Below are 24453 nucleotides of genomic sequence, written 5' to 3'. Positions count from 1 at the left end.
ACGGCCCGATCGTGAGACGACGGCGCTCCCCCGGTCTCCGGGGGAGCGCCGTTCGCGTCGGGCGACGGATGCCGCGGCATCCGCTCAGTCGACGGCGAACCGCTCGTCGAGCCAGGTGATGAGGTCGCCGCGCACCTCGTCGCGGTTGATCTCGTTGAAGACCTCGTGGCGGGCGTCGTCGTAGACCACGAGCGTCACGTCGACGAGCCCCGACCGGCGCGTGTAGGCCTTGGCGAGCTTCACAGCGCTCGTCTCGCCGCCGAGCGGGTCGTCGGAGCCGACCAGGATCAGCAGCGGCAGCTCGGCCGGCAGGTGCTTCGCCGGGCGCCCGAGCAGGCGCGCGGCGTCGAGCGTGCCGAAGAGCTTGCGCAGGGGCACGGCGGTCGTGTACGGGTCGGCCATGAACGCCGGCGCGACGGCGGGGTCGCGGCTGAGCCACTCGACCGGCGTCGGCCCGAGGTGCTTGTGGCGGGCGTTGAGGTCGCCGCCGTTCATGTCGAAGAGCGTGCGGTAGGCGGTGCCGGTGAGCACGACGGCGTCGTAGTCCTGCGGATGCCGGTTGAGGATGATCTGCGCCATCAGCGAGCCCCACGAGTGGCCGAGCAGCACGAGCGGCAGGTCGGCGCCCTCGGTCTCGCGGATCACGCCCGTGAACCGGTGCACCGCGTCGATCGTGGCGCGCAGCCCGCCGGGGCCGAGCCGTCCGATGCGGTCGAGGTCGCCGCCGTGCTGCTCGAACCCGGTCTGCCCGTGCCCGCGGTGGTCGTCGGCCCAGACCGAGTAGCCGGCCGCGTTCAGCGCCTCGACGAGCTCGCCGTACCGTCCGATGTGCTCGCCGACGCCGTGGGCGAGCTGCACGACCGCGGTCGGCTCCGGCACACGCCACGACTGGTAGTGGATGTGGACCCCGTGCGCATCGGTGAACGTCGGCATGCGCACATCATGGCAGGCGCGGCATCCGATCGACAGGTGCGACCGATGACGCGCCGCAGCACCCACCGGCCGCCGAGCCGCCTCATGCGACGCGGGTGATCTCGACCGAGACGAACAGCTCCGACGACCCGGGGCCCGCGTACACGCCGCGGAGCGGCGGCACGTCGCCGTAGTCGCGACCGCGGCCGACGAGCACGTGCCGATCGCCGACCTCGACGAGGTTCGTGGGGTCGTACCCCCGCCACTCGCCGGCGTACCACTCGATCCACGCGTGCGACTCGCCGACGACGGTCTCGCCGACGGATGCCTCGGGGTCGGGGTGCAGGTACCCCGAGACGTAGCGCGCCGGGATGCCGGCCGAGCGCAGGGCGCCGAGCGCGACGTGCGTGATGTCCTGGCAGACGCCCTTGCGCTCGGCCCAGGCCTCGGCGGCGGTCGAGTGCACGCCCGTGACCCCGGGCATGTACTCCATCGAGGAGCCGACGGCCCGGCAGATCTCGAGCGCGGTCTCGCCGACGCCGCCGCCCTCGGCGCGGATCTCCGCGGCGAGCGCGCGCACCTCATCGGGCGGGTCGGTCTGCCGCGATCGACCCGTCGCCTCCACGAGGGTCACCGTCGAAGCGGCCGCCGTCTCGAGCTCGTCCCACGAGATCTCGCCGCGCGGCGCCGGCGCCTGGTGCACCTCGACGAGGCTCGTCGCCGTGACCGAGAGCTCCTGGTGGGGGGTCAGCACCTCGAAGGTCGACACGCGAGTGCCCCAGTAGTCGAGGTACGCGTGCTGGCTCGCGCCCGGCCGGATGTCGAGGCCCGACTGCAGCACGAACTGGTGCCCGTCGGAGTGCGGCAGCATGCGCGCCTCGTTGTACGAGGCCGTCGCCGGCTCGGCGTAGGTGAATCCCGTGCGGTGCACGATGCGCATGCGGCTCATGAGACCTCCCCGATCCAGACCGGAACCACGCTCGTCGGGAAGTAGCGCGCCCTGATCGCCTCGCTCGTGGCCGACGTGACGGCCTGCAGCTGCTCCATGTGCCCCGTCAGGTCGACGAGGATGTCGGCGATCGGCCGGTACTCGAGCTCCGACCGGATCTGGCCGAGCAGGCGCCTCGCCTGGTCGGTGACCCCGACGCGGCCGGCCCTCGGGTCGATCTCCCGGAGCGATTCCTCGGCGCGGATCACGCTCGAGATGATCGACCGCGGGAAGAGCCGGTCGAGCAGCAGGAACTCCGCGGCCGACTCGGTCGACGGTACGCCCCGGTAGCTGCGGAGGTACGCCTCGTAGCCGCCGCAGCTGCGGAGGATCGTGGTCCAGCTCGGCCCGCTCGCCTCGGTGAGTGAGCGGGTCGCGAGCAGGCGCGCTGTCATGTCGGCGCGCTCGATGGCACGGCCGAGGGCGAAGAAGTGCCAGGCCTCGTCGCGGCTCGTCGCGGAGTCGACCACGCCGATCGCGAGCGCCGAGCGGTCGCGAACCCAGCGGAAGAACTCGTGCGTCTTGTCGCTCGCGACCCGGTGCGGCATGCGCGCGTTCGTGTGGTTCAGCGCCTCCCACAGTTCGGTCGAGACGATCTCGCGGGCGCGCCTCGCATTCTCGCGGGCGGCGGCCACCGAGTGCGCGATCGAGGCGGGATGCTTGCGGTCGACGGCGAGCAGCGCGATGACGTCGTCGCGGCCGAGCGGCTCGTCGCTCTCGGCCTCGCTGCCCATGACGCTGAGCAGCGATCGGCACGCGGTGTCCTCGTCGATCCACGGGTCCTCGAGCAGCAACTGCAGGTGCACGTCGAGGATGCGCGCGGTGCCGTCGCTGCGCTCGATGTACCGGCCGATCCAGAACAGCGACTCGGCGATGCGACTCAGCATGGCGTGCCCTCCCGACCTTCGGCGAGCGGATGCCCCGGCATCCGTGGTTCCGGATCTCGTCGTTGCTGTTGCTGCTGTTGCTGCTGTTGCTGCTGTTGGCGCACCGGTGCCTCCTCGTCCTGCGGCGAGGCGGTCACCGGCGAGGGCGCGGATGCCGCTGCGCGGGTCTCGCCGACGACGGCGTGGGTGCCGTGCAGCCCGGTCGCGGCCGGCGTGTTCGGCGAGGCCTGGTCGGCCACGAGCGCGCCGACCGAGCGGACGCCAGGCTGCTCGAGCATGACGGGGAACCCGCCCGTGTCGATGAGCGGCGCCTCGCGCGTCTCGAGCACCCAGGTGTCCTTCGATCCGCCGCCCTGGCTGGAGTTCACGACCAGGCGCCCCTCCGGCAGGGCCACGCGCGTGAGGCCGCCCGGCAGCACCCACACCTCGTCGCCGTCGTTCACGGCGAACGGCCGCAGGTCGGCATGGCGGGGGCGCAGGCCGTCCTCGACGAGCGTCGGGATCGTCGAGAGCTGCACGACGGGCTGCGCGATCCACCCGCGCGGGTCGGCGAGCAGGCGCGTGCGCAGCTCGTCGAGCTCGCCCTTCGAGGCATCCGGCCCGATGACCAGGCCCTTGCCGCCCGAGCCGTCGACGGGCTTCACGACGAGCTCGTCGAGGCGGTCGAGCACCTCGGCGAGCGCCTCGGGCTCCTCGAGGCGCCAGGTGTCGACGTTCGGGAGCACGGGCTCCTCGCCGAGGTAGTAGCGGATGAGGTCGGGCACGTAGGTGTAGACGAGCTTGTCGTCGGCGACGCCGTTGCCGACCGCGTTCGCGATCGTGACGTGCCCGAGGCGGGCGGCGAGCATGAGCCCGGGGGCGCCGAGCACCGAGTCGGGCCGGAACTGCTGCGGGTCGAGGAACTCGTCGTCGACCCTGCGGTAGATGACGTCGACCCGCGTCGGTCCGGCCGTGGTGTGCATCCACACCCGGCCTCCCGAGCAGAACAGGTCGCGGCCCTCGACGAGCTCGACGCCCATGAGCCGGGCGAGCAGGGTGTGCTCGTAGTACGCCGAGTTGTGCACGCCGGGGGTGAGCACGACGACCGTCGGATCCTCGATGCCCTCCGGCGCACTCGCGCGGAGCGCCTGCAGGAGCCGGTTCGGGTACTCCCCCACCGGCCGCACGCGCATCGACGTGAACAGCTCGGGCAGGGTCTGCGCCATGACGCGGCGGTTCGAGATGACGTAGCTCACGCCGCTCGGCACGCGCACGTTGTCTTCGAGCACCCGCCAGTCGCCGAGCTCGTCTCGGATCAGGTCGATGCCGGCGACGTGGATGCGCACGCCGTTCGCGCTCACGATGCCCGCCGCCTGCCGGTGGTAGTGGGTCGACGAGCTGATGAGCGCGGCCGGGATCACCCCGTCGGCGACGGCGCGCTGCGGCCCGTACACGTCGGCGAGGAACGCCTCGAGCGCGCGCACGCGCTGGGCGACGCCCGTCTCGGCGCGCTCCCAGTCGGACGCGGCGATCACGCGCGGCACGGCGTCGAGCGGGAAGGGCCGCTCCTCGCCTGCGAAGTCGAACGTGACGCCCTGCGCGAGGTACGAACTGGCCAGCGCGTCGGTTCGCCCCCGCAGTTCGTCCTGCGACATGCGGGCCAGGGCGGGATAGAGCTCGCGGTAGGGCTCGCGCACGCCGGCCTCGCCGTCGGGGAACATCTCGTCCCACGGGCGCCCCGCGCGCCGCCTTCGCCCGGCCCGGTTCGTGCCCGCGGTGGCATATCCGTCGAAGAGTGTCGCCATGACGAGAGCATTCCAACCCCCGGTTACCGGGCTGTTTCCATCGTGCGTCGCGCCTGCGGCATCCGTTCGCCCGCTCTCGGCCACCGCATTTCTTTAGCAACGCTAATGAGCTAGGCTAAGCATTCGTGACCGACTCCGCCGAACTCCCCGACCAGGCCGCCTCGCAGGTGCGGCTCGCGGCGGTGCGCCTCTCACGGCGCCTGCGCGCGCAGAAGTCCGACGACCGCGTCACCGACGGCCAGATGACCGTGCTCATGCACCTGTCGAAGCACGGGTCGATGACCCTCTCCGAGCTCGCCGAGGCCGAGCGCATCAGCGCCCCCTCGATGAACCGCACCGTCGACTGCCTCGAGGGCGACGGCCACGTCGTGCGCACGCCCGACGACGTCGACCGCCGCAAGACGAACATCACGGCCACCGACTCCGGGCGCGAGATCGTCGCGGCGACGCTGCACAAGCGCAACGCCTGGCTCGCCGAGCGCATGCACGAGCTGACCGCAGACGAACGGGCGACGCTCCTCGCGGCATCCGAGATCATGGATCGGATCGCCACGCAGTGAGCGCGATGTTCAGATCGCTCACGGGCCGCAACTACCGGTTGTGGTTCATCGGCGCGATCGTCTCGAACGTGGGCGGGTGGATGCAGTCCACCACCCAGGACTGGGTCGTGCTCACCGAGCTGACCGACAACAACGCGGCGGCGGTCGGCACCACCATGGCCCTGCAGTTCGGCCCGCAGTTGCTGCTCGTGCCGATCACCGGCGCCGTCATCGACCGCTTCGACCGCCGCAAGGTGCTCATGGTCACCCAGACCGTGCTGATGCTGCTCGCCTTCGGCCTCGGCCTGCTGCTGCTCGCCGGGCACGCCGAGCTCTGGCACCTCTACGGCTTCGCACTGGCCTTCGGCATCACCTCGGCCTTCGACGCCCCCGCGCGCCAGACCTTCGTCTCCGACCTCGTGAGCGGACCGAACGCGTCGAACGCGGTCGCCCTGAACGCCGCCTCGTTCAACGTCGCACGCCTCATCGGCCCGGCCGTGGCCGGCGGGCTCATCGTGCTCGTCGGGTCGGGCTGGGTGTTCCTCATCAACGGGGTGACGTTCCTCGCCCTCATCGGTGCGCTGCTCGCCATGCGGGAGCGCGAACTCATCCGCCACCCCCGGCGAGCCCGGGAGGGCAACGCGCTCGTGCAGGGGTTCCGGTACGTCGCCGGGCGCTCCGACCTCGTGATCGTCATGACGATCGTGTTCCTCGTCGGGGCGTTCGCCATGAACTTCCCGATCTTCTCGTCGACCATGGCCGTCATGTTCGGCGAGGGCGCCGGCGAGTACGGCGTGCTCTCGTCGATCCTCGCCATCGGCTCGCTCACCGCCGCCCTTCTCGCCGCGCGCCGCTCTCGCGCACGCCTGCGCGTGGTGGTGGTCGCCGTCGGCGCACTCGGCATCGCGATGACCGTCGCCGCCCTCATGCCCACCTACATCACCTTCGCCGCCTCGCTCGTGTTCATCGGGTTCTGCACGGTGACCCTGCTCACGACCGCGAACGGCTACGTGCAGACCACGACCGACGCCTCGGTGCGCGGGCGCGTGATGGCGCTCTACACCGCCGTGCTCATGGGGTCGACGCTCGTCGGCGCCCCCGTCGTCGGCTGGGTCGCGGATGCCGCGGGCCCCCGTTGGGCGCTCGGCGCCGGCGCCCTCGCGTCGTTCGTGTCGCTCGGCATCGGCGTCACCTGGCTCGTCGTCGCGCGCGGCCTCCGCATCACGCGCGTGCCGCAGCGCCCATGGCGCTTCGGCGTCGCCTGGGCGGCCGCGACCGACGCCATCGCCGACGGCGACCGCGTCGCACTCCCCACCGGCGCCGTCTCGGTCGTCGCCGACCCCGAGGACTTCAGCGACGAGGTCGCGATGACCTCGCCGATCCCGCTGCCGCGGATGCAGGGTCGATCCGACGCGCGAGCGGATGCCCCGCGGCGGGCGACCCCCTCCGGCCGAGGGGCGGAATCATCCTCCGACCCGGCTGCGAGTTCAAGACTGTCTTGATTCGCAGCCCATTCATAGACTCTTGGGCATCGCCGGATCCGGCGTGTTCGCATCACCCCACAAGAGGCTGAGGCGCCACCACCAGTGACGGGCTCACCGGCCGCCTCATGCTGCACCGCCGCCGACCTCAGCGGCCCCGGCACTCCTCATGGAGGTTCACGTGCGCAAGATGCTGTTGGGGGCCGCGACCGCGGCTCTCGTCACTGCGAGCATGATCGGGGCACCGGCCGCGTTCGCAGCCCCACCCGCCGACGAACCCTCGGCGGTCGTTCCCAGCGACAACCTGCCCAACCCGCTCGAGGAGAAGCGCACCGCGCTCCGCGAATCGGCGATCACGGGCGTGCTCAACGGAGAGCTCACGACCGAGCAGCGCGGTGACAGCACCATCGTCAAGGTCGGCACCGACTCGTCCGGCCCCGCGGCCGGCAGCAGCAGCCGGTACGGCAAGCCCGGCAAGGCGAAGGACCAGTACGTCGAGCTCGCCCGCGAGACGACCGACCGCGTCTTCGCGATCCTCGTCGAGTTCGGCGACGACCCGTCGCCGTACCCGCCCGCGGCGAACGCCCAGCGCACCGAGGGCCCGCTCCACAACGAGATCCCGGCTCCCGACCGCGCGGTCGACAACAGCACGGTGTGGCGCTCGGACTACTCGCAGAGCTACTTCCAGGACCTCTACTTCGGCAACGACGAGTCGCTGCGCACCTACTACGAGAGCCAGTCCTCCGGCCGGTACAGCATCGGCGGCGAGGTCACCGACTGGGTGAAGGTGAACTACACCGAAGGTCGGTACGGCGCCAACTACTGCGGATCGAACGTCTGCAACAACGCCAAGGCCCTCGTGCGCGACGCGGCGAACGTCTGGTACGCCGACCAGCTCGCCAAGGGCCGCACGCCCGCCGAGGTGAAGGCCGAGCTCGCCTCGTTCGACATCTGGGATCGCTACGACCTCGACGGCGACGGCAACTTCAACGAGCCCGACGGCTTCATCGACCACTTCCAGATCGTGCACGCGGGCGGCGACGAGGCCGACGGCGACCCGATCTACGGCGGCGACGCCATCTGGAGCCACCGCTGGTACGCCAACCTCGCGTACGTTCCCGGCACCGGCAACTCGATCACCGGCACCCAGATCGGCGACTCCGGCATGTGGATCGGCGACTACACGATGCAGCCCGAGAACGGCGGCCGCAGCGTGTTCTACCACGAGTACGGACACGACCTCGGCCTCCCCGACGACTACAACGTGCTCTCCGGCGGCGACAACAACAACGAGCACTGGACCCTCATGGCCCAGAGCCGGCTCGGCGCCAAGAAGGACCAGGGCATCGGCGAGCGCGGCGGCGACCTCGGCGCGTGGAACAAGCTGCAGCTCGGCTGGCTCGACTACACAGTCGTGCAGCCCGGCAAGAAGAAGCTCGTCAACCTCGGACCGGCCGAGTACAACTCGAAGAAGGCGCAGGCGATCGTCGTGCCGCTGCCGAAGAAGGAGGTGGTGTCCGATCTCGGCGCACCGGCTTCGGGCGCGAGCCAGTGGTACAGCGGCTCCGGCGACGACCTCGACGCCTCGCTCACCCGCACGGTGAGCCTGCCCGCAGGTTCGCCCGCGCTCACGTTCAAGGCCAGGTACGACATCGAGGTGGGCTACGACTACGCCTTCGTCGAGGTCGACAGCGGATCGGGCTTCCTGCCGATCACCGGCAGCCTGCCGTTCGATCCCGCCACGAACGGCACCGACGGATCGCAGGCCGACTGGGTGGATGCCACGTACGACCTGAGCGCCTTTGCGGGCCAGACGGTCGGCCTCCGCATCCGGTACCTGACCGACGGCGGCGTGGCCGGCAACGGCGGCGACCTGATCCCCGGCCTCTTCGTCGACGACATCGCGATCGCGGGCGTCTTCGAAGACGGTGCGGAAGCGGGCGACAACGGCTGGACGGTCGACGGCTTCACGGCGGTCGGCGCGCAGACGACGAACCTGTTCGACAACTACTACATCGCTGCGAACCGCTCCTACGTGTCGTACGACAAGTACCTGCAGACTGGCCCGTACTTCTTCGGGTACACCCCGACGTACGTCGACAAGGTCGACCACTACGCGTACCAGCAGGGCCTGCTCATCTCGTACTGGGACACCTCGTACGCCGACAACGACACGTTCGCCCACCCGGGCAGCGGTCGCAACCTGTACATCGACGCGCACCCGAAGCCGCTGAAGGACGTCAACGGCAACTACTGGCGTTCGCGGGTGCAGGTGTTCGACGCCCCGTTCGGCCTGAGGCCGACCGACCGCACGGTGCTGCACGTGGGCGGCGTCCAGAGCGTGATCAAGGCGCAGCTGCCGAACCCGCTGTTCGACGACACCAAGACCTACTGGTATCCGGAGGTGCCGAACCACGGCGTCAAGCTCCCCGCCGTCGGGGTCAGGATGGCGGTGCTGAACCAGCAGGGCACGTCGATGACGGTCGCGGTGTTCTGACCTCGACTCGACGCACCGTGCACGACGGGCGGCGCCCGGGAGTTCCGACTCCCGGGCGCCGCCCCGCTTCCGTCGGTCGGGGTGTCGGAGGAGAATGCCTCCACGGCGAGCGCGACGGCGCGGCGCACGCGTCGAGCGCACGGAAGGAGCACGCATGAAGACGATCCTGGGGCTCGCCTTCGCGGCGGTCGCCGTCGGGCTGCTGGCCGGGTGCGCGCCATCGAGCCGGGGCCCCGCCGAGTCGGCGTCGGCCGCGGCATCCGAGACGCCGCCGATGTCCTCGACCGATCTGCCGACCCTCGAGCCGCCGACGGCACCGCCGACCGCACCGACCGACGCCCTGCCGAACGGCACGGTCGCCGGGCGGGTGTCCGCGACATCCGACGGATGCCTCGAGGTGACGACCGACGAGGGCGACGTCTGGTCGCTGACGGGAGCCGCCGGCGCCTCGATCTCGATCGGCGACACCGTGCTCGCGAAGGTCGAGCCGCTGCCCGCGGCCGGCACCTCGTGCGGATCGGGCACTCCGGCGCGCCTCGTCTCGGTCGGCCTCGTCGGCTGACGCGAGCCCGCGTCGCCCGCGGGTCAGTGCCCGTGCGCCGCGAGCTGGATGAGGATCACGCTGAGGCCGACCGCCATCAGGGCGGCGAGCGCCACCAGCTGCTTCCACCACGGCGCCTTGGTTCGGCGAACGCCGAAGTAGGCGATGAGGCCGAGCGTCACGAGGTAGACGACCGTTCCTGCGCGGAGCGCGGGCTCGAGTTCCACGACCCCGAACGCGGCCAGCAGGAGCAGCACCACCGGCACACCGGCCGACGCGATCGCCGAGGCGGCGATGCGCAGCATGATGCGCACCTCGCGAGCATGCGGGAACCGGCTGTGCACCGACACGAACGAGATGACGTCGGCGGCGAAGCCGGCAGCGCTGATCGCGAGGATGCCGACGGCGAGTTCGGCGGCCACCAGTCCCGCGTCTTCGAGGTGGTCGACGCTCTGCAGCTGCACGAGCACGATCGCGAGACCGGTGAAGGTCGCATAGACCCGTTCCTTCAGCGCTTCGCCGCGCACCTGCTCGGGTCGCACGTGGTCATCGCCCACCACCGCGCCGATCGCACCCGGGCGCTCGGCGCCGTCGTCGTGCACCGCCCCGGATTCCGTGCCCCCGCCGTCCATGAGCGCAACGGTACCAGCCCGCGGGCGGCGGCTCAGGCGATGACGGATGCCGCGGCCACGCGCCCTGCGGCCGCCTCGGTGTCGCGCATCCCGAGCGCCGACACGCCCACGCCGTAGGTGACGAAATCGCCGATCGGGCGCACCCGTACGCCCACGACATTGCCGTGGTCGCCGCCGTCGGTCACGTCGATGTCGTCGAGCAGGGCGCTGCGCACCGCTTCGGGCATCTCGGCCGCAGGCACGACCTCGGCGTCGCCCGCGAAGGTCACGGTCGCCGCCGGGATCTTGATCCACGGCATCAGCGGCACGCGCTTGGCGACCGGCACGGTGATCGAGACGTTCGGGTTGGCGGCGATGTGCCGGGTCTTCCAGGCCCGGTCGTGGGCGGTGAACCAGATGCGGTCGTCGTGCACGGCGTGCATGACGCCCGCCGTGCGCGACTCTCCTCGCGCGGTCACCATGCCGATGACCATGAAGTTCTCGGCCGAGATCGTCTTCCAGACCTCGCCGTGCGTGACGTCGACCATCTTCCCGCTCCAATCGCTTTACAATGTAAAGCACACGGTACGCCGCGCGACTTTACATTGTCAAGCACTTGCCTGCGGCCGACGTGGCACCCACGATGGAAGGCACGATGTCAGACACGATTCCGACCCGCGGCGGCACCGCACACGCCGAGCCCGACGCGGCGAGCCCGGGCCTCGCCGTCGAGGCCGGCAGGGGCGCCGCCGGCTCGCTCGGCCCGGCGGGCACGACGGGCGCCCCCGGCCGCGCCGCACTGTTGCGCGCCATGGAGGAGCTGGCGCGCGAGCAGGGCGTGAACAGCGTGGGTCTCCGCGAGGTCGCCCGTCGGGCCGGCCTCTCGCACGCCGCGCCGACGCACTTCTTCGGCAGCCGCGAGGGCATGATCCGTGCGCTCGCGCTCGAGGGCCTCGCGCTGCTCGACGACGAGCTCTGCACCGCCCAGGAGCGCGCCGCGCACCTTCCGGGGCGCGAGCGCCTCGTCGCCGACTCGCTCGAGTTCGTCGCGTTCGCCCAGCGCAATCCGGCCCACTTCGACGCCATGTTCCGCACCCCGAGCATCGCCCGCGGCGACGAGACGCTCGACCGCGCCAGGCTCGCCGCGCTCGCCGGCCTCCGCGCGCTCGTCGTCGAGGTACACGCGAACGGCGACATCTCGGGAGACGTCGAGAGCACGTTCCTGCAGCTGTGCGCCATGAGCCACGGCATCGCCTCGCTCGCGGTCGACGGCGTGCTGCACGGCTTCGACGAGATCGCCCCGAGCGATGCCGCGATGGGCGTCGCCGAACGCATCATCCGCGCGCAGGTCGAGCAGCTGCCGTGACCGGGGCTCCCGATTCCGGCCTGCGCCCCATCTCCGTTCGGCGCTCTGGCTCGCGCTCGGGCTCGCGCTCGCGCTCTGGCTCGCGCTCGGGCTCGGGCTCGGGCTCGGGCTCGGGCTCGGGCTCGGAGCCACGCGAACCCAGCGCGGGCGGGTGCCGCGACATCCGCCCCTGAGATGATCGACGCATGACCGAACGACTGCTCGTCTCCCTGCCCGGCGCGACCCTGCGAGACGCCGTCGGCCCGCTGCCCGAGGGTGTCGACGTGGTGCTCTGGGATCTCACGGGCCCGGCCCCGGCCGCCCACCTCGACCTCGTGGTGCCGCCGTACATGGGCACGGCCGACCGGCTCGGCGCCCTCGCGAGCGTCACGACCCGGCTCGTGCAGTCGCAGTCGATCGGCTACGACGACGTCGAGGCGGCGCTGCCGCCGGGGCACGTGTTCGCCAACGCGGCGTCCGTTCACGAGACCTCGACGGCCGAGCTGACGCTCACGCTCGTGCTCGCCGCCCAACGCGGCATCCCCGACTTCGTTCGGGCCGCCGGCGAAGGCCGTTGGGCGCCGGCGCGGCACGCCAGCCTCGCCGACCGTCGGGTGCTGCTCATCGGCTACGGCGGTGTCGGGCGGGCGATCGAGGCGCGCCTGCTGCCGTTCGAGGTCGAGCTCGAGCGCATGGCGGGCCGCGCGCGCGACGACGAGCGCGGACGCATCCACGGCATCGACGAACTGCCAGACCTGCTGCCGTCGGCCGAGATCGTCATCGTGGGCGTGCCGCTGAGCGACGCGACCACCGGGCTCGTCGACGCGGACTTCCTGGCGGCGCTGCCCGACGGCGCGCTGGTCGTGAACATCGCCCGCGGAAAGGTCGCCGACACCTCCGCGATCGAGGAGGAGGCGGCATCCGGTCGGCTGCGCTTCGCGCTCGACGTGACCGAGCCCGAGCCGCTGCCCGACGGCCACCCGCTGTTCGCGATGCCGAACGTGCTGATCTCGCCGCACGTCGGCGGGGCCTCGACCGCGATGATGCCCCGCATGGCGCGGCTCGTGCGCGACCAGGTCGAACGGATGCTGCGGGGCGACGAACCCCGCAACGTCGTGCTGCGCAGCTGACGGCGTGGCGGCCGCTCGGCGGCCGCGACGCCGTCCGCGCGCCGACTGCCCCTGCCGAGTGGTGCCTTCACGAAATTCAGGAGATCCGGCGCCAGAGGCCTCCCCGAGCACCCCTGAGCCGACATCTCCTGAATTCCGGATGCCGCATCCGCGCGTTCTCCACAGGTCGAGCCCCGATCGCGGCAGGGGGCGGGCTCCGCGGGCACACTCGACGCATGCCCGTCGACCCCCGGATCTCCACCGTGCTCCGCCGCGCGGGCGGAGCCGCGAGCCTGCGCGGGTTCGAGGCCGCCGGGCTGCCGCGCGGCGCGGTGCTCGCCGCCCTGCGCCACGGCAGCGTGATCCGGGTGCGCAACGGGTGGTTCGCGACGCCCGACGCCCACCCCGACGTCGTGCGGGCCGTGCGTGTGGGCGGGGTCGCGACGGCTTCGACGGTCGCCCGGATGCACGGAGCATGGGTGCCGCCCCGCGAACGCCTGCACGTCCGGGTCGCGTCGAACGCGGCACGCCTTCGATCCCCCGACGCCCGTTCGGTCCCCCTCGATCCCGTCGCCCACGGGGTCTGCGTGCACTACCGGCCCCGGGGGCTCGGCAGGGTCGGCCGGGACCCGTTGACCGCAGCGATCGCGGAGATGTTCGCGTGCGCGCCGACATCCGACGCACTCGCCGCGGTCGAGTCGGCCGTCGAGGGCCGCATGCTCGACCCCGGACAGCTCGCGTCGGTGCGTGCGGCCATGCCGTCCGGTCGCCGCGAGGACCTCGATCGGCTCGACTTCGGGAGCCAGTCCGGACTCGAGACGAAGGTCAGGCTGTTCCTCCGCGCACGCCGCATCACCTGCCGCACCCAGGCGTACGTCGACGGCGTCGGATCCGTCGACCTGCTCGTCGGCGAGCGGCTGGTCGTCGAGGTCGACGGGTGGGCGTTCCACAGCTCCCGCACGGAGTTCGAGACCGACCGCCGACGCGACTTCGAACTCGTGACCCGCGGATACCTCGTGCTCAGGCTGAGCTACGACCAGGTGATGCACGACAGGCCGCGCACGTCGGCCGGCATCCTCGCGCTCATCGCCCGGGGCGAGCATCGGTGGCCCCGTGCACGCCCGCGCCCGTTTCCGCGCGTCGAGCCGGCCCAGCCTGCCTGATCCAGCCCAGCGGCGCACCGATCGCAGCATGAAATTCAGGAGATCCTCGCTGATGGGGCGCCATGCACACCTCCGGCCCGAGATCTCCTGAATTTCGCGAACGACGACGGATGCCGGGGGCGGGCGGCGCGCGCTCCGAGCCGTCAGCGGAGGGCGCCCGCGCACTCCGACCCGCCACGGGCGGGCGCCGCGCCCGGCAGCCCGCCCGCCACGCGGTCGACACCTCCGCGGCGGCCCGCTCAGCTCATCTCGTCCAGGTGCCGAGGCCGTTGGCGTCGAAGAACTGCAGCGTCATGGTGTCCGTTCCGCTGCCGAGCTCGAACGTGGCCGATGACTTCGAGCCGTCTGGGGCGTTCTCGCCGCTCGGCACGTAGGCGAACTCGTCGCCGTTCCACGGCTCGAGCTCGATCTCGTAGCCGCCGTCGGGTCCGAGGCGTACGACGAGTCCGTCGCCCGAGTCCGAAGCCGCGACCACGGCGTCGCCGAAGTACGGGTTCTTCCAGGTGCCGGCGTACCCGTCGAGCGGGCCGGGAGGCGCGGCATCCGCCGGCTGGTCCTGGTCGACGAGGTCGCCCGCCGGCTCGGTGTAGTGCGCGAGCGCCTGACCGTAGTCGGCGAGCCAGTCGCGGTGCACCTCGCCGAACTGCACCCGGTCGAGGAACGTGCTCACGATCGCCTCGGGCACGCCGATCGGCGCTCCGTTCGTGATCGCGACCACGCCGAGGTCGAGTGCGGGCACGACCTGGAAGTTCGTCGAGCCGCCGAGGCTGAAGGCGCCCGAGTGGCTGTAGGTCGTGTGCCCCGTCGGGTCGGTGCCCGTGTTGAACCCGTACCCGTAGGCACCGGCGCGGAAGTCGGGCGCACCCGCCGGCGACGAGATGATCTCGGGGCTGATCGCCGGGAGCAGGGCGGCTGGGTCGACGAGCTGCTGCCCGTCGAAGGTGCCGTCGCCGATGAGCAGCTCGAGCCACTTCGCGAGGTCGTTGACGCTCGAGCTCACTCCACCGGCCGGCGTCTGCGCATCGGCGTCGCGCTCGTAGGCCGCCGTGAAGTTCCCGTCGATGAGGGTGTGGAGCGTGGCGCGGTCGTCCTCCTCGAGGAAGTCGTCGTAGCGCGAGCTCGTCGAGTCCATGCCGAGCGGCTCGTAGAGCGCCTCGTCGGAGAGGGTCTCCCAGTCGGTGCCGACGGCGTTCGCGACGGCCTCGGCGCCCGCGGTGAGCCCGAAGTTCGCGTACCCGTACGCCGTGCGGAACGGGTTGAGCGGCTGCAGGTCGAGGTGATCGAGGATGTAGTCGCGGTCGTACCCGATGTCTTCGAGGTCGTCGCCCGCGGCCGGCGGCAGGCCGCTGCGGTGCGCGAACAGGTCGCCGACGGTCACATGCTCGGTCACCCACGGGTCGGCGAGGGCGAAGCCCGGCAGCAGCGGCGCGGCGGGCGTGCTCCACGTCAGGTCGTCGCCGAGCTGCGAGGCGACCACGGTGGCCGCGATCGGCTTCGACATCGACGCGATCTGGAACACGGTGTCGGCGTCGACCTCGTCGGGCTCGCCGAGCTCGCGCACCCCGAACCCCTCGGCGAAGAGCACCTCGTCGCCGTGCACGACGGCGACCGCGACACCCGGGATCCCGGAGCTCTCCATGATCTGCTCCACGTCGCCGGGAAGCGCCTTCACGGCCGCATCGATGCTGCCCTCCGGCAGTTCGACGGCATCGCCGGGCGGCGGGCCGTCGCTCGACACGCGTGGCGCGTACGGCTCGGGCTCCGGCACGCATCCGGCGAGTGCGAGCGAGAGCGCGGCGACGACCGCCCCGCTGACGACGGCCGCGCGCGACGCGCGACGACGATGAGCCATGGTTCCCCCCAAGGACAGACTCCTGCGAGCGTATCGGCGCCGGCGGGCCGTGTGCGTCCCCCGTTCGGGGCATACGATCGACGGATGCCGCGCTTCGACCACGCCTTCGATTGGGCCCGCCGTCACGTCGCCGCCGAGCGGTTGCCGACCGCCGTGCTGGGCATCGCGACCGCCGACGGCGTCGCCGCACTCGATGCGTTCGGGGCGACGGGTGCGCACGCCGCATCCGTCGACGATCACTATCCGCTGTTCTCGATCACGAAGCCGCTGGTCGGACTCGCGGCGATGGAGCTCGTCGAGCAGGGGCGGTTGACGCTCGAGACGCCGCTCGCGGAGGCGGTGCCGGAGTTCGGCGCCGGCCGCGACGACGTGGTGCGCCTGCGGCACCTGGTGAGCCATTCGTCAGGCATCATCGAGCCGCCGATGGACTCGGCGGCGAGCCTGCGGGCCGACCTCACGGCACCAGGGCGCGACTTCGCCGCAGGTACGGCGACGAGGTACTCGACCATCGCGTACTCGGGCATCGCGGCGCTGATCGAGCACGCAGGCGGGCGGGCGTGGGATGCCGCCGTGAACGCGGTCGCCGGCCGCGCGGGCGCCGACGGGTTCAGCCTCGACGCCGACAGCCCACACGCCCCCGTCGACGCCGCCGAGTGCGGACTCGACTACGACCGCTTCGTCGAGCTGCGCAACCCCGGGGCGGGTCTCCGGGCGCGGGCCGCCGACCTGCTGGCGATCGGCAGCGCGCTGCTCCGGAACGACGGCTCGTTGCTGTCGCCCATCGCGCTCGAGGCCATGTTGCGCCCCCTCACCGCCGGCATGACGAAGCTCGAGCCGTACCCCGCCTCGCGCGGCCAGGACTGGGGCATCACCTGGAACCTGCGCAACGCGGCACCCGCGCTGCTGGCCCGAGACTCGTTCGGCCACGGCGGGTGGGCCGGAACCCAGTTCTGGATCACGCCGTCGCTCGGCGTGTGCTTCGTGCTGCTGACCAACCGCGCGAACGCGGTCGGCGTCGACGGCGATCAGCTGCACAACGCGGTCGCCGCCGCGGCGTAGAGGGCTCACGACGAGGCTGACGACGCGACAGAAGACGAGCCCACGCGCGCGGCGACGACCGGCGACTCGGCCGGCGCCGCCGCCGCGCAGCGCGAGATCAGGCCGAAGCGGCAGCGAGCGCGGCGAGCTCCTCGGCGGGCAGCTCCAAGCCGATCGAGGCCAGCAGGTCGCCGAGCTGCTCGACGTTGCGCGCGCTCGCGATGGGCGCGGCGACGGTCGGCTGCTGCCTGAGCCACGCCAGCGAGACCGAGGCGACGGATGCCGCGTGGGCGGCCGCGACCTCGTCGAGCACCGCGAGCACGCGGTCGCCGCGGTCGCCGACGTACGGCGCCGCACCGCCCGCGCGCACGCTCGCGCCGTCGGCGGTGACATCCGCCTGGGAGCGGTACTTGCCGGCGAGGAACCCCTTCGCGAGCGAGAAGTACGGGAACACCGCGAGGCCCTCGCGCTCGGCGCGCTCGCGCAGGCCGTTCGTCTCGAAGTCGCGCTCGACGAGGTTGTAGTGCGGCTGCAGCGCGACGGCCCGGTGCAGGCCGTTCGCCTCGGTGACGCGGAACCACTCGTCGATGCGCTCCGGCGTGTAGTTCGAGATGCCGATCGCGCGGATCTTGCCGGCGTCGACGAGCTCGGAGAACGCGCCGACCGTCTCGTCGAGCGGCACCTCGGCGTCGTCGAAGTGGGCGTAGTAGAGGTCGATGACGTCGGTGCCGAGGCGCTGGAGCGAGGCATCCGCCGCGGCCCGGATGTTCGCCGCCGAGAGGCCGGGGAACTCGGGGTGGGTGCTCACCTTGGTCGCGATGACGACGTCGTCGCGCGAACCACGCGAGGCGACCCACTCGCCGATGAGGCGCTCGCTGTCGCCGCCGGTGTTGCCCGGCACCCAGGCCGAGTAGCCGTCGGCCGTGTCGAGGAAGTCGCCGCCGCCCGCGGTGAAGGCGTCGAGCACGGCGAACGTGGCGTCGCGGTCGGCGGTCCACCCGAACACGTTCGTGCCGAGCGACAGCGGCGCGATCTCGAGGTCGGATGCGCCGATGCGGGTTCGGGCGGCGGTCTGGGCGGATTCGGTCATGCTGGCTCCTCGCAGGGTCGGAACGGTGGTCGTGCGCCGGCTCGATCGGGCGTACGCCCGCGGCCGACATCCGAAGCCAACGATCTGCGGATGCCGGTATTCCCCCGTTCCGTCAGATGACGCGGTCTTCCGGCGACACGCCCGTCAGCCCGCCAGCCGCGCCGACACCTGCCAGGCCCCGCGGCGCACCGCGCGCTCGAGCTGGGTCGAGCGGGCCGCGAAGTCCTTCGCCTGCACCGAGACCGAGACCGCACCGACCGTGCGCCCGGCGGCCGAGCGCACGGGGGCGGCGATGCACGCGAGCTTCGGCAGGTACTCCTCGATCTCGACGGCGACCTGCTGGGCGCGGATCTCGTCGAGCTGGTCGTTCAGCACCGCGGCATCCGTGATGCTCGAGGCCGTGAGCCGCGCCGGCGCATGCCGTTCGAGGAACCTGGCGACGGCGGCGTCGTCGCGCGAGGCGAGCATGAGCTTGCCGAACGCGGTCGTGTGCGAGGCCTCCGAGAAGCCGACGTGCAGCTGGCCGATGCGCGGATGCGCCGCGGAGTCCTCGATGTGCGCGACCGCGATGTCGTCGCCGCGGAACACCGTGAGGTAGGCGGGCGCCCCGACCGCGTCGTGCATGGCGCGCAGCACCTGCCGCACCGGATCGGTCGCGACGAGCTGGTACTGCAGGGCCCTGCCGAGCTGGTCGACCGTGCGCCCGAGGATGTACCGGTGCTCGCCGGCCTGCCTGGCGAGGTAGTCCTGCCGGTGCAGCGTCGCGAGCAGACGGTAGGTGGTCGACTGGCCGAGGCCGAGCGAGCTCGCGATCTCGGCGGCGGTCAGCCCGGTCGGCGCCGCGCCCACGAGCTCGAGGATGCGCAGCACGCGTTCGGCCGACTGGATGCCCGCGCCGCCGTGGCGCTCCTCTGCGCTCATGCCCCGATGCTACGCCGGGCGCCGGTGCGGCCGACAGGCTCGTTCGCCGCTCCCACGCACCGATCCCGGGTGTTTTCGCACATAGTGCGAACCGGGCGTGACGGGGGCCCGTCGCGGGCGCAGAGTCGACCCGACCCCGGCCGGTCGAGGCAGACCGGCCCGCACGAGCACGGGGGCCCGCACGAGTACACGGAGGTACACCCCATGACCAAGATCCTCATCATCACCGGCGACGCGGCCGAGACGCTCGAGGTGCTCTACCCCTACGAGCGCCTGAAGGAGGAGGGCTTCGAGGTGCACATCGGCGCACCCGAGGCGCGCACGCTGCAGTTCGTCGTGCACGACTTCGTCGACGGCTTCGACACGTACACCGAGAAGCTCGGCCACACGTGGCCCGCGGATGTCGCGCTCGCCGACGTCGACCCCGCCGACTACGCGGCGATCGTGATCCCGGGCGGGCGTGCGCCCGAGTACCTGCGCAACAACGACGACGCGAAGCGCATCGTGCGCCACTTCTTCGAGGCGGATGCCCCGGTCGCGGCCACGTGCCACGGACCGCTGCTGCTCGCGGCCGCAGGTGTGCTCGCCGGTCGCACGTCGTCGATCTACCCCGAGCTCGCGATCGACCTCGAGGTGGTCGGCGCCGCGTTCGAGAACGGCGGCGGCGTGGTCGACGGCAACCTCGTCACCTCCCGCGCGTGGCCCGACAACGGCACCTGGATGAAGGCGTTCCTCGGGGTGCTCGCCGAGGCGGGGGTTCGCGCCGAGGGCGAGCTCGCCGCGGCATCCGCCTGACGCCCTCGCACGACTCGAGCCCGCGCGGACGCGAATGGTCGCCATCGAAGTGATGGAGCGACCATTCGCGTCCGCGCACGGGTTCTGACGGGCGGTCTGGGTCGCGGGACCTAGTGCCGCCGGCGCTCGTCGGCGCCCGGCCCGTAGATGATGATGCCCGCGATGGGCACGAGCAGCCACCACAGCCACGCCCAGGCCCACCCGCCGAGGAACCCGCTCAGCAGGAACAGGATGAGGGCGACGAACGGCACGAGCGCCATGATCGTCGCGCCGACCGAACCGCCGAGCGCCCGCGAGCCGGAACGACCCGAGCGACCGGACGCCGACGGCTCGAGGTCGGGGTCGGTGAACGTCGCGGGTCGTGAGACCGGGTCGGCGGCGTCATCGGATCCGTACCTGGGGCCGGGCGATCCGGGCGCCGGTGGCGTCTCGGCCGGCAGGTCGGCGAACAACGGCACGAGGTCGCCGCGGGTGACCGCCGCTCGTGCGCCGGCGGCCCGCTCGCCGTACTCCGCGACGGTCAGCCGGCCCGCGGCGTGCGCGTCGGCCAGCCGCGCGACGGCCCGCTCGCGCTCGGCGTCGCTGAGACGCAGGTCGGGGCTGCCGGGGTTCGCGTAGTCGTCGCTCATAGGGCCAGTGTGGCCGAGCGAGTCGGGCACGCCAACCCCCTCGGGCTCCGGGGCTCGCACAGGTCGGCGGCGTAGCATCGGAGGCACACCCTCGATGGAAGGTCTCCATGCCCATCTCGGCAGAACCCCGCGTGGCGCTGTACTTCGACTTCGACAACATCGTCATCTCGCGATACGACCAGTTGCACGGCGACAGCCAGTACCGCCGCGACACCTCCCGCCGCAAGACCGTCTCGCCCGAGACGGCCGACCGGCTCGCACAGGCGACGGTCGACGTCGACGCCGTGCTCGACTTCGCCGCCACGTTCGGCACGATCGCCATCGCCCGCGCCTACGCCGACTGGTCGACGCCCGTGAACGCGAGCTACCGCGGCCAGCTCATCGACCGCGCGGTCGACCTCGTGCAGCTGTTCCCGCTCTCGGCGACGAAGAACGGCGCCGACATCCGCCTCGCGGTCGACGCGATCGAAGACATGTTCCGCATCGACGACCTCACGCACATCGTGATCGTCGCGGGCGACTCCGACTACGTCGCGCTCGCGCAGAAGGCGAAGCGCCTCGGACGCTACGTCGTCGGCATCGGCGTCGCGGGCGGCACGAGCCGGGCCCTCACCGCTGCGTGCGACGAGTACGCCGACTACGACGCGCTGCTCGACGCCGACGAGGCGGCCGATCAGGCGACGGATGCCGCGACGGGCGCCCGTTCCGAGGGGCGCGCCTCCGCGGCATCCGGGCGACGTCGTTCGGGGCGCGGCGCGTCCGCCGCGGCCGCCGAGTCGGGCGAGGCCGCGGTGAGCGAGGAGTCCGAGAGCGCTGCGGAGGCCGACGCAGAGGGTGCGACCGAGGAGAAGGCGGATGCCGCCCCCGCGCGCCGCAGCCGCCGGGCCCGTTCGGCCGGGGGCACCGCCACGGCGGCGGCGCCGGTCGAGTCGATCGTGCCGCTCACGTCCGGGCCCGCCGGCGTTCCGGTCGTGTCGTTCATGGCGCCCGACGCGGCGCCGCCGACGCGCGACCCCGGCCGCCTGCTCGTGAAGGCGCTCGAGCTGCTGCGGGCGAAGAACGACGACGAGTGGCAGCCGTCGGGCGCCGTGAAGAACCAGATGCTGCGCATGGACCCCTCGTTCCAGGAGCGCCGGCTCGGGTTCGGGTCGTTCACCGATTTCGTGCGATCCCGTGAAGACGCGGTCGAACTCGAGGGCGGCGAGTCGAGCCGCATCCGCGTGCGCCCGGGTCGCGGCTGAGGCCGGACCCGCTCACCAGCCGGGCCGTTCCCCCTGCAGTCGCGGGGTGGCTTCGGCGACCCTGACGCGTGCGCCGAGACTGCGGTCTTCTGTGGTCTGACCACAAGTGCTACTGTGGTCAGACCACACCATCGGCGAAGGGAGCGCAGCGTGCCAGACGAGAGCCCGCGCGCCTGGCGCACCGTGCTCGAGCACGTCGAGCGCCGCCTGCTCGACGGCGACCTGCGCCCCGGTGATCGCCTGCCCGGCGAACGCCTGCTCGCCTCCGACCTCGGCGTCGGCCGATCGAGCGTGCGCGAGGCCGTGCGCGTGCTCGAGGCCATGGGGCTCATCCGCACGGCGACCGGCTCCGGACCGAACGCCGGCGCCATCATCATCGCCACCCCCGGCGGGGCCATGAGCGCGCTCATGCGCCTGCAGGTCGCCGCCCACGGGTTCCCGGTCGCCGACATCGTGCGCACCCGGCTCATCCTCGAGACGGCGGTCGCGGGCGAGCTCGCCGAGACCGTACCGAGCGGCGCGCGCGACGCGCACGGCGACACCCTCAGCACCCCCGACCTCGCCTCGGCCGACGCCCTGCTCGACGCCATGGACTCCCCCGGCCTCGAGCCGTCCGAGTTCCTCGCCCTCGATGCCGCGTTCCACCTCGCGCTGGCCGAGGCCTCGGGCAACCAGGTCATCGCCGCCACCATGGCCGGACTCCGCAGCGGCATCGAGGCCTACGCGCTCGGCGGGCTCGAGCGCATCGACGACTGGGACGCGACATCCGCTCGCCTGCGCCACGAGCACCGCGGCATCGTCGAGGCCATCCGAGCGTCGGATGCCGCATCCGCGCGATCGCGCACCCACGACCACATCTCGGGGTACTACGCCGAGATCATGCCCGCCGAAGCCGGGCCGCCCAGTCCCGACCCCGGTCTCGAACCCGGGCCCGACCGGCATCCGTCCCACCGCATCGAGGAGACCAGCTCATGGTGAAGCGCCAGTTCCCGAACCCGAAAGAGCTCGCGCAGCTCATGAAGTTCAAGACGCCCACGCTCGACCCGACCGACCGTCGGCTCGAGAAGGCGCTCACGATCGCCGACCTCCGCGACATCGCGAAGCGCCGCACGCCGAAGGCGGCCTTCGACTACACCGAGGGTGCCGCGGAGGGCGAGCTGTCGCTGGCCCGCGCGCGCCAGGCGTTCCAGGACGTGGAGTTCCACCCGTCGATCCTGCGCAGCGTGCCGGTGGTCGACACGACCCGCGAGGTGCTCGGCGGCACCAGCGCGCTGCCGTTCGGCATCGCCCCGACCGGGTTCACGCGCCTGATGCAGACCGAGGGCGAGATCGCCGGTGCGGGAGCGGCCGGCGCCGCCGGCATCCCGTTCACGCTGTCGACCCTCGGCACCACGTCGATCGAAGACGTGAAGGCCGCGAACCCGACCGGGCGCAACTGGTTCCAGCTCTACGTCATGCGCGAGCGCGAGATCTCGTACGAGCTCACCCGCCGTGCCGCGGCGGCGGGCTTCGACACGATCTTCTTCACGGTCGACACCCCCGTCGCGGGCGCGCGCCTGCGCGACAAGCGCAACGGCTTCTCGATCCCGCCGCAGCTGACGCCGGGCACGATCATCAACGCGATCCCCCGGCCCGCCTGGTGGATCCACTTCCTCACGACCCCGCCGCTCGAGTTCGCGTCGCTCTCGACGACCGGCGGCACCGTCGGCGAACTGCTCGACTCGGCCATGGACCCGACGATCTCGTTCGACGACCTCGACATCATCCGCTCGATGTGGCCCGGCAAGATCGTCGTCAAGGGCGTGCAGACCGTCGAAGACGCGCGACTGCTCGCCGACCGCGGCGTCGACGGCGTCGTGCTCTCCAACCACGGCGGGCGCCAGCTCGACCGCGCGCCCATCCCGTTCCACCTGCTGCCGCACGTCGTGCGCGAGATCGGCGCCGACATGGAGGTGCACGTCGACACCGGCATCATGAACGGCGCCGACATCGTGGCATCCGTCGCCCTCGGCGCGCGCTTCACGCTCATCGGACGCGCCTACCTCTACGGGCTCATGGCCGGCGGTCGTCGTGGCGTCGACAAGACCATCTCGATCCTGAAGGGCGAGGTCGAGCGCACCATGAAGCTGCTCGAGGTCGCGACGCTCGACGAGCTCGGGCCCCAGCACGTCACGCAGCTCACGCGCATGGTGCCCATCGCCAAGCCGTTGGCGGATGCCGCGGCGCAGGCCGTCGCGACCGCCAAGCCGAAGACGACGCGCAGCCCGCGCACGGCTGCGGCGACGAAGCCGACGACCGCGGCTCCGGCGGCGGCCGCCGGATCGAAGCCGACGGCCGCGAAGCGCCCTGCGACGAAGGCGCCTGCGACGAAGACGGCCGCGACGAAGCCGGGCGTCAAGCAGTAGGCGGCAGTGGGGCCCGGCCCATCGTGCGACCGGGCCCCGCCCGCTCGACGCGCCGCGTCAGCCCTCGCGGGCCGCCACCGCGTCGGCGTTCTTCTGCCACGCCTTCGCCGCCGAGTCGGCCCAATGGTCGATCTTCTTGGCGGCGGCGCGGCGCTGCTTCGCCTCGAGGGCGATCGCGAGCTGATTCAGCTTCGCCGCGGCATCCGCCTGCTTGCGATCGGCGGCGTCGCCCGACGCCTCCGCGCGAGTCGAGGCGCCGACCAGGCGTCGCGTGGCCCGGTGCGCGAGCCTGACCGATTCGTGCGGTCTGGTCTTGCGCAGCTCGCGGGCGAGCCGCACGTCGGCATGCGCATCAGCCGTCAACGCGGCGAACCGCTCGGCACCCGCCCGCGTGAGGCTCTCGCCGACCTTGCGCGCGTGCTTGGCTGCGCGCTTCGCCTCGCGCACGGCACGTCTGGCCTCGGCCCGGGCTCGCTTGCGGGCGGCCTCCGCCGATTTCGTCACTGGCATGCGGTTCCCCCTCCGTCTGCTCCCGTCAGTCTGACACCGCGACCGGCGCTCGCGACAGGGGTTGCGCCCGCGCGCACTTGCGCCTGTGCACCCTTTCCGCCCGTGGCCGCCCATC

The 24453-nt window shown here is 72.2% G+C and carries 23 protein-coding genes; 12 read left to right on the top strand and 11 right to left on the bottom strand.

Translation table 11 applies throughout. The features are described from left to right. Positions 1-84: 84 nt before the first annotated feature. The 4 genes from ACFVS8_RS07970 to ACFVS8_RS07955 form a co-directional block, all read right to left on the bottom strand. Positions 85-933 carry an alpha/beta hydrolase gene (locus tag ACFVS8_RS07970; protein WP_387059999.1) on the bottom strand — a complete coding sequence of 283 codons (849 nt, stop codon included), beginning with the start codon at positions 931-933 and terminating at the stop codon, positions 85-87. A gap of 82 nt (positions 934-1015) precedes the next feature. Continuing rightward, positions 1016-1861, bottom strand: a complete 846-nt coding sequence (locus tag ACFVS8_RS07965; protein WP_387059996.1) for a transglutaminase N-terminal domain-containing protein — start codon at positions 1859-1861, stop codon at positions 1016-1018. Continuing rightward, the gene (locus ACFVS8_RS07960; RefSeq protein WP_387059993.1) at positions 1858-2787 is read right to left on the bottom strand and encodes an alpha-E domain-containing protein; all 930 of its coding nucleotides are present in this window, start codon (positions 2785-2787) and stop codon (positions 1858-1860) included. The genes ACFVS8_RS07965 and ACFVS8_RS07960 overlap by 4 nt, the downstream gene beginning before the upstream one ends. Further along, a complete protein-coding gene (locus ACFVS8_RS07955; RefSeq protein WP_387059990.1) occupies positions 2781-4571 on the bottom strand; it encodes a circularly permuted type 2 ATP-grasp protein in 1791 nt (596 codons plus the stop codon). Before ACFVS8_RS07955 ends, ACFVS8_RS07960 begins: the two co-directional genes overlap by 7 nt. 125 nt (positions 4572-4696) lie before the next feature. On the opposite strand from ACFVS8_RS07955, the gene ACFVS8_RS07950 reads away from it, so the two are divergent. The 4 genes from ACFVS8_RS07950 to ACFVS8_RS07935 all read left to right on the top strand — a co-directional run bounded on the left by ACFVS8_RS07950 (position 4697) and on the right by ACFVS8_RS07935 (position 9650). Further along, entirely contained in the window at positions 4697-5131 is a 435-nt protein-coding gene (locus ACFVS8_RS07950; RefSeq protein ID WP_387059987.1) for a MarR family winged helix-turn-helix transcriptional regulator, read from the top strand. 5 nt (positions 5132-5136) lie between these two features. Next, positions 5137-6612: an MFS transporter gene (locus ACFVS8_RS07945; protein ID WP_387059984.1), complete on the top strand. Its 1476-nt coding sequence runs from the start codon at positions 5137-5139 to the stop codon at positions 6610-6612. A gap of 211 nt (positions 6613-6823) precedes the next feature. After that, the gene (locus ACFVS8_RS07940; RefSeq protein WP_387059981.1) at positions 6824-9088 is read left to right on the top strand and encodes an immune inhibitor A domain-containing protein; all 2265 of its coding nucleotides are present in this window, start codon (positions 6824-6826) and stop codon (positions 9086-9088) included. 154 nt (positions 9089-9242) lie between these two features. Then, positions 9243-9650, top strand: a complete 408-nt coding sequence (locus ACFVS8_RS07935) for a hypothetical protein (RefSeq protein ID WP_387059978.1) — start codon at positions 9243-9245, stop codon at positions 9648-9650. Between the two features lie 23 nt (positions 9651-9673). Here the strand turns inward: ACFVS8_RS07935 and ACFVS8_RS07930 are convergent, their stop codons facing one another. Continuing rightward, the gene (locus ACFVS8_RS07930) at positions 9674-10261 is read right to left on the bottom strand and encodes a hypothetical protein (protein WP_387059975.1); all 588 of its coding nucleotides are present in this window, start codon (positions 10259-10261) and stop codon (positions 9674-9676) included. A 32-nt stretch (positions 10262-10293) separates the two neighbouring features. Next, the gene (locus ACFVS8_RS07925) at positions 10294-10788 is read right to left on the bottom strand and encodes a pyridoxamine 5'-phosphate oxidase family protein (protein ID WP_387059972.1); all 495 of its coding nucleotides are present in this window, start codon (positions 10786-10788) and stop codon (positions 10294-10296) included. A 107-nt stretch (positions 10789-10895) separates the two neighbouring features. Between ACFVS8_RS07925 and ACFVS8_RS07920 the strand changes: the two genes are divergently transcribed. The 3 genes from ACFVS8_RS07920 (at position 10896) to ACFVS8_RS07910 (ending at position 13857) form a co-directional block, all read left to right on the top strand. Beyond that, positions 10896-11606 (top strand): TetR/AcrR family transcriptional regulator, encoded by a 711-nt coding sequence (locus ACFVS8_RS07920; RefSeq protein ID WP_387059969.1) that lies wholly within the window; start codon positions 10896-10898, stop codon positions 11604-11606. 185 nt (positions 11607-11791) lie between these two features. Further along, entirely contained in the window at positions 11792-12715 is a 924-nt protein-coding gene (locus tag ACFVS8_RS07915; protein WP_387059965.1) for a 2-hydroxyacid dehydrogenase, read from the top strand. A gap of 215 nt (positions 12716-12930) precedes the next feature. Further along, on the top strand, positions 12931-13857 hold the full coding sequence (locus ACFVS8_RS07910; RefSeq protein WP_387059963.1) for an endonuclease domain-containing protein: 927 nt from the start codon (positions 12931-12933) through the stop codon (positions 13855-13857). A 244-nt stretch (positions 13858-14101) separates the two neighbouring features. On the opposite strand, the gene ACFVS8_RS07905 is transcribed toward ACFVS8_RS07910, so the two are convergent. Further along, positions 14102-15709 (bottom strand): serine hydrolase, encoded by a 1608-nt coding sequence (locus ACFVS8_RS07905; protein ID WP_387059960.1) that lies wholly within the window; start codon positions 15707-15709, stop codon positions 14102-14104. Between the two features lie 84 nt (positions 15710-15793). On the opposite strand from ACFVS8_RS07905, the gene ACFVS8_RS07900 reads away from it, so the two are divergent. Further along, on the top strand, positions 15794-16768 hold the full coding sequence (locus ACFVS8_RS07900) for a serine hydrolase domain-containing protein (protein ID WP_387059957.1): 975 nt from the start codon (positions 15794-15796) through the stop codon (positions 16766-16768). Positions 16769-16865: 97 nt separating this feature from the next. On the opposite strand, the gene ACFVS8_RS07895 is transcribed toward ACFVS8_RS07900, so the two are convergent. Together ACFVS8_RS07895 and ACFVS8_RS07890 are read right to left on the bottom strand one after the other, a co-directional pair. After that, positions 16866-17837, bottom strand: coding sequence for an aldo/keto reductase (locus tag ACFVS8_RS07895; protein WP_387059953.1), 972 nt, complete (start codon positions 17835-17837; stop codon positions 16866-16868). Between the two features lie 144 nt (positions 17838-17981). Beyond that, positions 17982-18758 (bottom strand): IclR family transcriptional regulator, encoded by a 777-nt coding sequence (locus ACFVS8_RS07890; protein ID WP_387059950.1) that lies wholly within the window; start codon positions 18756-18758, stop codon positions 17982-17984. Positions 18759-18962: 204 nt separating this feature from the next. Between ACFVS8_RS07890 and ACFVS8_RS07885 the strand changes: the two genes are divergently transcribed. Further along, positions 18963-19553, top strand: a complete 591-nt coding sequence (locus ACFVS8_RS07885; RefSeq protein WP_387059947.1) for a DJ-1/PfpI family protein — start codon at positions 18963-18965, stop codon at positions 19551-19553. A 110-nt stretch (positions 19554-19663) separates the two neighbouring features. On the opposite strand, the gene ACFVS8_RS07880 is transcribed toward ACFVS8_RS07885, so the two are convergent. Next, entirely contained in the window at positions 19664-20182 is a 519-nt protein-coding gene (locus tag ACFVS8_RS07880) for a DUF1707 domain-containing protein (RefSeq protein WP_387059944.1), read from the bottom strand. Between the two features lie 107 nt (positions 20183-20289). On the opposite strand from ACFVS8_RS07880, the gene ACFVS8_RS07875 reads away from it, so the two are divergent. From ACFVS8_RS07875 to ACFVS8_RS07865, 3 genes are all read left to right on the top strand, one after another. After that, on the top strand, positions 20290-21423 hold the full coding sequence (locus ACFVS8_RS07875; protein ID WP_387059941.1) for an NYN domain-containing protein: 1134 nt from the start codon (positions 20290-20292) through the stop codon (positions 21421-21423). A 150-nt stretch (positions 21424-21573) separates the two neighbouring features. Then, on the top strand, positions 21574-22401 hold the full coding sequence (locus ACFVS8_RS07870) for a FadR/GntR family transcriptional regulator (RefSeq protein ID WP_387059938.1): 828 nt from the start codon (positions 21574-21576) through the stop codon (positions 22399-22401). Next, positions 22395-23828: an alpha-hydroxy-acid oxidizing protein gene (locus ACFVS8_RS07865; protein WP_387059935.1), complete on the top strand. Its 1434-nt coding sequence runs from the start codon at positions 22395-22397 to the stop codon at positions 23826-23828. Before ACFVS8_RS07870 ends, ACFVS8_RS07865 begins: the two co-directional genes overlap by 7 nt. Positions 23829-23885: 57 nt before the next feature. Here the strand turns inward: ACFVS8_RS07865 and ACFVS8_RS07860 are convergent, their stop codons facing one another. Next, positions 23886-24338, bottom strand: a complete 453-nt coding sequence (locus tag ACFVS8_RS07860; protein ID WP_387059932.1) for a hypothetical protein — start codon at positions 24336-24338, stop codon at positions 23886-23888. Between the last annotated feature and the right edge of the window lie 115 nt (positions 24339-24453).

The organism is Agromyces sp. NPDC058110, from assembly GCF_042884735.1.
Lineage (GTDB): Bacteria > Actinomycetota > Actinomycetes > Actinomycetales > Microbacteriaceae > Agromyces.
Note: the sequence above shows the minus strand (reverse complement) of the source record. Positions and strands in the feature narration are given on the sequence as shown.